General features: G+C 66.4%; 9 protein-coding genes. 4 read left to right on the top strand and 5 right to left on the bottom strand.

Annotation, left to right across the window (positions count from 1 at the left end; genetic code table 11):
• Positions 1–247: 247 nt before the first annotated feature.
• The 3 genes from DFS13_RS39335 (at position 248) to DFS13_RS39325 (ending at position 3,261) form a co-directional block, all read left to right on the top strand.
• A complete protein-coding gene (locus DFS13_RS39335) occupies positions 248–1,033 on the top strand; it encodes a phytanoyl-CoA dioxygenase family protein (protein WP_034201216.1) in 786 nt (261 codons plus the stop codon).
• Positions 1,034–1,037: 4 nt separating this feature from the next.
• Positions 1,038–1,775 carry a bifunctional 2-polyprenyl-6-hydroxyphenol methylase/3-demethylubiquinol 3-O-methyltransferase UbiG gene (locus DFS13_RS39330; protein WP_034201215.1) on the top strand — a complete coding sequence of 246 codons (738 nt, stop codon included), beginning with the start codon at positions 1,038–1,040 and terminating at the stop codon, positions 1,773–1,775.
• Positions 1,776–2,214: 439 nt separating this feature from the next.
• The gene (locus tag DFS13_RS39325) at positions 2,215–3,261 is read left to right on the top strand and encodes a DUF3592 domain-containing protein (protein ID WP_034201214.1); all 1,047 of its coding nucleotides are present in this window, start codon (positions 2,215–2,217) and stop codon (positions 3,259–3,261) included.
• A 36-nt stretch (positions 3,262–3,297) separates the two neighbouring features.
• Here the strand turns inward: DFS13_RS39325 and DFS13_RS39320 are convergent, their stop codons facing one another.
• The gene (locus DFS13_RS39320) at positions 3,298–3,912 is read right to left on the bottom strand and encodes a CGNR zinc finger domain-containing protein (RefSeq protein ID WP_006495393.1); all 615 of its coding nucleotides are present in this window, start codon (positions 3,910–3,912) and stop codon (positions 3,298–3,300) included.
• A gap of 82 nt (positions 3,913–3,994) precedes the next feature.
• On the opposite strand from DFS13_RS39320, the gene DFS13_RS39315 reads away from it, so the two are divergent.
• Positions 3,995–4,810, top strand: a complete 816-nt coding sequence (locus tag DFS13_RS39315; RefSeq protein WP_060210640.1) for an alpha/beta fold hydrolase — start codon at positions 3,995–3,997, stop codon at positions 4,808–4,810.
• A 24-nt stretch (positions 4,811–4,834) separates the two neighbouring features.
• Here DFS13_RS39315 and DFS13_RS39310 read toward each other — a convergent pair whose 3' ends face one another.
• The 4 genes from DFS13_RS39310 to DFS13_RS39295 all read right to left on the bottom strand — a co-directional run.
• Entirely contained in the window at positions 4,835–5,593 is a 759-nt protein-coding gene (locus tag DFS13_RS39310; RefSeq protein WP_006485792.1) for an amino acid ABC transporter ATP-binding protein, read from the bottom strand.
• Positions 5,590–6,270: an amino acid ABC transporter permease gene (locus DFS13_RS39305; protein WP_111442889.1), complete on the bottom strand. Its 681-nt coding sequence runs from the start codon at positions 6,268–6,270 to the stop codon at positions 5,590–5,592. Before DFS13_RS39305 ends, DFS13_RS39310 begins: the two co-directional genes overlap by 4 nt.
• A gap of 14 nt (positions 6,271–6,284) precedes the next feature.
• The gene (locus tag DFS13_RS39300) at positions 6,285–7,067 is read right to left on the bottom strand and encodes an amino acid ABC transporter substrate-binding protein (protein ID WP_034201211.1); all 783 of its coding nucleotides are present in this window, start codon (positions 7,065–7,067) and stop codon (positions 6,285–6,287) included.
• 179 nt (positions 7,068–7,246) lie between these two features.
• Positions 7,247–7,369, bottom strand: a 123-nt coding sequence (locus tag DFS13_RS39295; RefSeq protein WP_134163196.1) for an aldehyde dehydrogenase family protein, incomplete at its 5' end; no start/stop codon positions are given.

The raw sequence follows: 7,369 nt of genomic DNA, 5'->3' as shown, positions 1-7,369 counted from the left end.
GCAACCTTGAAACCGTTCGAATCCGCGTTTTACCCCCGGTTCTGCTGGCGCCATTACGCCGCCCATCCCCGGCTCCTTTACGCCGCCCCGCGACAGTTCCACCTCATCTCCGCGCTTTGAGACTCGGCATCTCCCCAGATAATTGGCCAGATGCCGCTATCTGCCCGAACCAGGCGCACCTTCATCGCCGATGCGTACACAGCGGGGGCAAAGCGGTGAAACACGCTCCATCGCAATGAAATCACCCATGAACCAGTTTGCCAGCCGCCATCAGGTTGAACTCGAAACCCAAGGGTGGACGCTCGTGCCGGACATCGTCACCCCCGCCCTGGTCGACGAGCTCAACGCCGCGCTCGTCCCGTCGCTGGCGCGGCGCGATGCGATCCGGATACGCAACGGCCTGATGGACAACTGCAATGGGACCGCGCACCATGTGCTGGCGGATGCCCCTTGCTACGTCGATCTGCTCGCGAATTTCGAAAAACTCGACTCGCTGCTGATCGAATTTTTCGGCGGCAAGTACATCCTGAATTCGTACGGCGGGTTCATCAACGATACGGATCTGTCGACTTACGCGCATCACACGCACCGCGACATTCGCTTTCATTCGACGGCGAAGCGCTTCATGCTCAATACCCTCGTCATGCTGGACGACTTCACTGTCGAAAACGGCGCAACCCTCATTCTGTCCGGTTCGCAAAATCAACCGGAGAAACCCGCCGACGACACTTTCCGCGCGCATGCCGACCCGATCACCGGGCGCTGCGGCGCGGTTCTGCTATTCGACTCGCGCATCTGGCACGCGGCGGGAACGAACCGGACAGCGTTTCCCAGGCGCGCACTGACGTTGACCTTCACCTGCCCGTTCTTCAAACAGCAACTCGACTATCCGCGGCTGTTCGGCTATGCCAACGCCGCCGACTGCAGCGACTATCTGCGGCAGGTAATCGGATTCAACGCACGGACTCCAGCCTCCCTTGACGAGTATTACCGCCCGGTAGAGCAGCGCTTTTACCAACGTGGACAGGACTGACATCGTGACCAGAGACTACAACGCGGAAGCGAAAGACCATCCAGAGCATCGTTACGCATACGATTTCGACTATCTGATGCATGAATACATGCTCAAGACTTTTGCGCCGTACTACTTGACTGGCAACGCGCTGGAACTCGGCTGCTTCGAAGGAAACTTCACGCAACGACTCCTGCGCCGTTTCGCGTCTGTCGAAGTAGTCGAGGCGTCATCGGACTGCATTGCGGTCGCTTCGGAAAAGGTGCGGGGCGAGGCCAAGTTCCATCACTCGACGTTCGAGACGTTCGAACCGACATACGGCTACGACAACATCTTCCTGATCCATACGCTCGAGCATCTCGACGACGCCGTCGACGTGCTGGGCCGCATCCGCGGTTGGCTGACCGAACGTGGCCGCCTATTCCTCGCCACGCCGAACGCGCACGCCGCGTCGCGACAGATCGCGGTCAACATGGGTTTGATCGAGCATGCGGCAGCAGTAACGCCGGCCGAAGCCGCGCACGGTCATCGCAAGACCTATTCGCTCGACACACTGCGTGCCGAAGCGCGTGCGGCCAAGCTGCAGATCGTCGACCACGGCGGAATCATCTTCAAGGGCCTCGCCAACTTCCAGATCGATGCAGCGCTCAAGGCTGGCATCATCTCGCGGGCGTATATCGACGGCTGCTATGAACTCGGCCGCGTGTATCCCGACCTGTGTTCGAGCATCTACGTGGTCGCCGAACGCGGCTCGACCGACTGAGGCCGCGGCTCCCGGCTGACGACGGCCGGGTCCCGCCCCACTCGCGCGAGTCCGCGCTCGATCGCCACGCATCGACCGCATCGCGCGCCTGCCCGTTGGCGCCTACCGGCTCGGGCGCTGAATCCGCATCCCCGCGACGAAATAACGTGCAATTGAACATCCGGGTTTGGCTCAATGCGCGAGCCGGCGGCAACGCAAACCGGAATCCCTGGCACATTACCCCCTGATGGCAGAGAATCGCCAGGGCGCGTTGCCGCAGCACGCCGTTTCGTTTTGTGCGATGTGTACCTTGAGCCGCCCGATTCCGACGCGCACACCATCTGCCCGAATCTCAGTACGCAACCCCACGCCCGTCATCCATCGTTTCCGCTAGAATCGTCCGACAAATATCACACGACCGGCGCAGGGTTCGTCGTTTGCCCGCCGGCACTGAGAGAACATGGGACGTCAGACATGGAAGCATGTGAACGAGACGCGACCATTCAGAGGGCATGGTTGCGCCGATATCGGCCCGTCCGTCGCGATGGGCCGTGCATCCGGACACACCCGACTCCGCACGGCGCACGAACCGGATCGCGTCATGCCCGGTAAGGACGCGCTGCTCGCACTGATGATCGGCGTCGTCCTGTTCGTGCTGGCCGGCGTGCTCGCCATCACGGCCGGCCGGGAACCGGGCAATCTGGTCCGCGCGCCGGGCACGGTCGTGCGCATCGTCCAGGACAGCGACGCGATGCACGCGTACCGGCCGATCGTCGCGTACCTCGCGAACGACGGCCAGCGCCGCGAAGTCGCCGGCAATACCGCGTCGACGGTCCCCGCCTACGACATCGGCGAGAACGTCGACGTCCTGCTCGACCCCGCGCACCCCGAGCGCCCCGCGCTAATCGACGATTTCACGCAACGCTGGTTTCCGGCGGCCGTGCCGGCGCTGCTCGCCGTCGCGTCGTTCGCGATCGGCGGCCTGCTGATTGCCCGCGAGCGTCGCCACCGGCAATCGGACCCGGCGCCGCGCCGCGTCGCGCACACGCCGGCACGGCGTCGCTGGGATGTCGCGATCGTGCTGATTCCGATCGCGATCGGCACGGGCTTCCTCGCCGGCGCCGGCGCAGCCGGCCTGCGTCAGTGGCAGATCGTCCATCACTATGCGCGCTCGACCGGCCATGTGGTCGAGATCGCGAAAAACGGGCGGTCGTCACGGTCGCGCACGTCACTGTATTCGGCCGTCGTCGCGTTCACGACCGACAGCGGGCGGCTGATCACGTTCGCGCAGGGCTCGGCGTCGTCGCACCCCGGGCTGCACGAAGGCGACGCGGTCAACGTGCTGTACGACCCCGTCACGCCCGAGCGTGCGCTCGTCGACCGCTTCTGGGATCGCTGGGGCCTGACGGCCATCCTGTTCGCGATCGGTGCGCCGTTCCTGGCGGCCGGGCTGTTCGTCGCCGCGACGCTATGGCCCGACCATCGGCCGCACGGCACTGCTCAATGACGCACGCGCGGCGCGGCCACCGCCGCAGCGCGCGCGTCACCGCTCCCTGAACGCCTCCACCTTCGCGCGGTTCCCGCACGTGCGCATGTCGCACCACCGTCGCCCGACGCCGCGGCCGCGATCGACGAAGAACCACGTACACCGGCCGCACTGCCGCACCCGCGCGAAATCGTCGCTGCGCATCAGATCTTCGAAACCGAGCGCGATCGCATCGACCCAGCGCGACGCGGCCCGCGCATCGGGCCGCCACGCGAAGCGGCCGCCGACCGCATCGAATGCGCTGCGCCCGATCGCGTCGCGGATCGCCACCGCGAGCCGCTCCGCCGCGCGCGCGCCCGCGCTGCCGCCACCTTCAGCCGTCAGATGTGCGATCGCGACGTACGCGTCTTCGCGAAAGCGGCGCAGCGCCGCGAGTTCGTCGGGGCCGTCCTGCCGCGGATGACGTAGCAGCCGCGCCAGATCGTCCGGCGCCGGCAACCCCGCTTTCCCGGCCCACGCGCGCACGGCCGGCCAGTCGACGAGCTTGTCCTCGGCGCGCGTCTTGCCCGTGTCGGCCACCGTGTTGAGGAAGTCGAGCGCCGGATGGCCGCCGACGAAATCGGCCGCGCGCCATTCGTGCCGGGGTCGCACCGGGTCGGATCGAGTAACCATTTATTTTCACCTATTCGGTTTCACATCCGGACAATCCGGCGTAACCTGTTAACAACCAAAACAGGTTAGCACGGAGAAGCCGATGCTCGAACTCCCGAACCGCTTCAATTTCGAAGGCCACCGGATTGCATGGGGCGCGCTCGGCGAAGGGCCGCCGCTCGTGCTGGTGCACGGCACGCCGTTTTCGTCGCAGGTATGGCGCCGGATCGCGCCGTGGCTCGCGCGGCGCCATCGCGTGTATTTCTACGACCTGCTCGGCTACGGGCAGTCCGACATGCCGGACGCGGACGTGTCGCTGGGTCGCCAGAACGCGCTGTTCGGCGCGCTGCTGAATGAATGGAAACTCGCGCGGCCGCGCGTGCTCGCGCACGACTACGGCGGCGCAACCGCACTGCGCGCGCACTTTCTCGACGGCATCGCATATGCGGATCTCACGCTGGTGAACCCGGTCGCGATCGCGCCGCAAGGCTCGCCGTTCGTCCGCCACGTCGCGCAGCACGAAGCCGCGTTCACCGGCCTGCCCGCGTACGCGCATCACGCGCTTCTGTCGGCCTATCTCGGCAATGCGGTCGCGCGCCCGCTGAGCGACGACGCGCTGTCGATCTACCGTGCACCGTGGCTCACGCCGGCCGGCCAGGCCGCGTTCTATCGGCAGATCGCGCAGATGCGCCAGCGCTACATCGAGGAAGCGGAGGCCCGCTACGCGCCGCCGGACTTTCCGGTGCGCATCGTGTGGGGCGAGGACGACGCGTGGATTCCGCTCGAGCAAGGGCAGGCGCTCGCCGATCGCATCGCGAACGGCCAGTTGATCCGGGTGCCGCACGCGGGCCATCTGGTTCAGGAAGATGCGCCCGAAGCGATCGTCGCCGCGGTGCTCGACGCGCACGCGCAACGCTGAGCGCGCCCCCATCGCGCCGCGTCGTCAGAACGCCGGCACGCCTTGCGCGAGCGTTGCGACGAACTTCGCGGTGCGCGGGTCGCGCGGCCGGCCGAACAGGTCGCGCGATGCGCCGGCTTCGACGATGCGGCCATCGGCGAGAAACACCGCATCGTGCGCGATCGACGCGGCGAGGCGCAGGTCATGCGTGGCCATCAGCATCGTCGTGCCTTCACGCGCGAGCTGGCGCAGCACCTCGACCACTTCGACGGACAGCTCCGGATCGAGCGCCGACGTCGGTTCGTCGCACAGCAGCACCTGCGGCGACGGCGCGAGCGCCCGCGCGATCGCCACGCGCTGCTGCTGTCCGCCCGACAGCGTGGCCGGCCATGCGTCGGCCTTGTCCGCGATGCCGACCTTGTCGAGCAGCGCGAGCGCGCGCTCCCGGGCCCGCTCGCGCGGCCAGCGCTGCACGGTCACGAGCCCCTCCATCACGTTCTGCACGACGCTCAGGTGCGGAAACAACTGGAAGTTCTGGAACACCATGCCGGTCTGTTTGCGCACCGCGAACACCGCGTCGCGCGACGGCCGGCGCGCCGGCACGAAATCGATGCGCGCGTCACCGACGACCAGCGCACCCGCCTCCGGCACTTCGAGCAGGTTCACGCAGCGCAGCAGCGTGCTCTTGCCGCTGCCGGACGGCCCGATCAGCGCGGTCACGCTGCCCGGCTGCAACGCGAGGTCGATTCCGCTCAGCACGCGATGCGCGCCGAACGACTTGTCGATGCGTTCGAGGCGGATCATCGCAACTCCGCGTGGAACAGCGCGTGCCGGCCGAAGTGGGTTTCGAGGCGACGTTGCAGCGTGGACAGCACCGAGCTGAACAGCAGATAGATCAGCGCGGCTTCGGTATAGAGAATCAGCGGCTCGTAGGTCACGGCCGCGATGCGTTGCGCGGCCTGGAAGATCTCGGGCACCGTCAGCACGGCCGCGAGCGACGTGTCCTTCACGAGCGAGATGAACGAGTTCGACAGCGCGGGCAGCGCGACGCGCGCGGCCTGCGGCAGGATCGCGCGGCGCAGCGCCTGCGCGCGCGTCATCGACATCGAGTACGCGGCCTCCCACTGCCCCTTCGGCATCGATTCGATCACGCCGCGAATCACTTCCGCGTTGTACGCGCCGACGTTCAGCGAGAAACCGATCACGGCGGCCGTCAGCGGATCGAGCACGATGCCGACGTTCGGCAATCCATAGAAGATCACGAACAACTGCACGAGCAGCGGCGAGCCGCGGAACAGCCAGATGTAGAACCGCACGACGGCCTGCGCCCAGCGCGGCCCGAACAGCCGCGTGAGCGCCGCGCCGAACGCAAGCAATAAACCGATCGCGAACGACGCGAGCGTGAGCGGAACCGTGAACACGAGCCCTGCAACGAGCAGGGGCCGCAGCGATTCCGCCATCAGGTGCAGCCAGGCCGGCATCGTTCAGCCTCGCGTCACGGCTGCGACACGTCGCGGCCGAAGTACTTCTGCGAGATCTTCGCGTAGGTGCCGTCCGCCTTGATGTTCGCGAGCGCCTTGTCGATCGCGGCCACCAGCGCCGGGCTGCCCTTGCGCAGCAGCACGCCGGACGCGTCGCCCGCGCCGGTCTGGTCGGTCGCCGCGATCTTCAGTTTCGCGTCGGGCTTGTGCTTGCGGAAATCGAGGTACGACAGCGAATCGTTGATCGTCGCATCGACGCGCCCCGACGTCAGCAGGTCGATCGATTCGTTGAAGCCCTGCACCGGCACCACGTCGGCGCCATGCGCGGCCGCGAGCTTGCCGAAATTGCTGGTCAGCGTGTTCGCGGATTTCTTGCCCTTCAGGTCGTCGAACGAGCGGATCGTCGTGTTGTCCGCGCGCACGATCAGCACCGCGTGCGACGTGATGTACGGCGTCGAGAAATCGTATTTCGCCTTGCGCGCATCGGTGATCGACACTTCGTTGACGACCGCGTCGTAGCGGTTCACGTCGAGGCCCGCGATCAGCCCGTCCCATTTGCCTTCGACGAACTGCGGCTTCACGCCGAGGCGCTGCGCGATCGCGGTCGCGATGTCGACGTCGAAGCCGGTCAGCTTGCCCGTCTCGTCGTGGTACGTGAACGGCGCGTAGGTGCCTTCGGTGCCGACGCGGAACACGCCGGCCGACTTGATCTGCGACAGGTCGTCGGCAGCCAGCGCACTGGTGGCCGCGGTGGCCTGCAGCAGCGCGACGACCAGGAGGGAGCGGAGGAATTTCATGGTGCGGACCCCGAATGATTGGAGAGAATCATCCCGCCGGCATGCGTGCGCCGTTCGAGAGGTCCGCGAATTCTACCGACGCGTCGAGGCGCGGCAAAAACGCAAATCGGCTAACGATATGAGCCGATCGAATAACGCCCGCACCGGCCGCCAGGCCGGCGCGGGATCTTACACACCGCTTACCAGGGCAGCGAATACGTCTTCGTATTCGTGAAGCTCTTCATCGCCTCCTGCACGCCCTCCTTGTAGCCGAGCCCCGAATCCTTCACGCCGCCGAACGGCGTCAGTTCGAGCCGATAGCC

This window comes from Burkholderia sp. 28_3 (genome assembly GCF_003253915.1).
GTDB lineage: Bacteria > Pseudomonadota > Gammaproteobacteria > Burkholderiales > Burkholderiaceae > Burkholderia > Burkholderia cenocepacia.
The sequence above is the reverse complement of the archived record's forward strand: the minus strand, read 5'-3'. Positions and strand labels throughout refer to the sequence as shown.

Bases quoted from the DNA above. Each gene is read 5' to 3' on its own strand.
- DFS13_RS39310 (WP_006485792.1), bottom strand. From the start codon at position 5,593: ATGATCCGCCTCGAACGCATCGACAAGTCGTTCGGCGCGCATCGCGTG.
- DFS13_RS39325 (WP_034201214.1), top strand. From the start codon at position 2,215: ATGGGACGTCAGACATGGAAGCATGTGAACGAGACGCGACCATTCAGA.
- DFS13_RS39335 (WP_034201216.1), top strand. From the start codon at position 248: ATGAACCAGTTTGCCAGCCGCCATCAGGTTGAACTCGAAACCCAAGGG.
- DFS13_RS39300 (WP_034201211.1), bottom strand. From the start codon at position 7,067: ATGAAATTCCTCCGCTCCCTCCTGGTCGTCGCGCTGCTGCAGGCCACC.
- DFS13_RS39320 (WP_006495393.1), bottom strand. From the start codon at position 3,912: ATGGTTACTCGATCCGACCCGGTGCGACCCCGGCACGAATGGCGCGCG.
- DFS13_RS39315 (WP_060210640.1), top strand. From the start codon at position 3,995: ATGCTCGAACTCCCGAACCGCTTCAATTTCGAAGGCCACCGGATTGCA.
- DFS13_RS39305 (WP_111442889.1), bottom strand. From the start codon at position 6,270: ATGCCGGCCTGGCTGCACCTGATGGCGGAATCGCTGCGGCCCCTGCTC.